Here is a 710-nt window from a genome sequence, read left to right as displayed (position 1 = left end):
CAAACCCGCCGAGGGCGGCTCAGGCCTGGGCGCCTCGGTCGCCCGAGAATCATCGGCACTCCCGGCGGCAATGGTCGGCTGCTTCGCGTACGACTCCACAGCCCTGGTCGAGAAATACGTAACCGGAACCTCGGTGGCAGTCTCAGTACTCGACCTCGGCGAGGGCCCATTCCCCCTCCCCGCCGTAGAGATCGTCCCCCGCAACGGCATCTACGACTACGCCGCCCGCTACACCGCCGGCCTCACCACCTGGCACACCCCCGCCAGACTCACCCCACCCGTAGCCGACGCCGTCGCCTCCCTAGCCCTGGCCGCCTACAAAGCCCTGGGCCTCCGAGACCTCTCCCGAGTCGACCTCATCGTCGACCCCCACGGCACCCCCCACGTCCTAGGCGTCAACGTCTCCCCAGGCATGACGGAAACTTCCCTGCTACCCCTCGCCGTCCAAACCGCAGGCCTGGACCTGGGCAAAATCCTCACCACCCTGGTCACCCAAGCCACAACCCGAACCCCTCACTAACCACCCCCACCTCAACCGCCCGAGTACGCCGGTCACCCCACCTCACACCGCCCGGCCACCCCACCTCACACCGCCCGGGTACGCCACCCCACCGCCCGGGCGTACCGGCCACCTCTCACCCCGCGGCCCGGGTACGCCGGCCAACTACCGTCCCTGGTCGCGAATGTCTCTCCCACGCGCCAGCCTCGGT

Annotated in this window: 1 protein-coding gene; it reads left to right on the top strand. The window is 69.3% G+C overall.

The window, feature by feature from the left end; genetic code table 11:
- A partial coding sequence (locus Aco04nite_RS48525) for a D-alanine--D-alanine ligase family protein (protein WP_438875015.1) occupies positions 1–520 on the top strand: 520 nt, incomplete at its 5' end.
- Positions 521–710 lie beyond the last annotated feature (190 nt).

Source organism: Winogradskya consettensis, assembly GCF_018332715.1.
Classification (GTDB): Bacteria; Actinomycetota; Actinomycetes; order Mycobacteriales; family Micromonosporaceae; genus Actinoplanes; species Actinoplanes consettensis.
The sequence above is the reverse complement of the archived record's forward strand: the minus strand, read 5'-3'. Positions and strand labels throughout refer to the sequence as shown.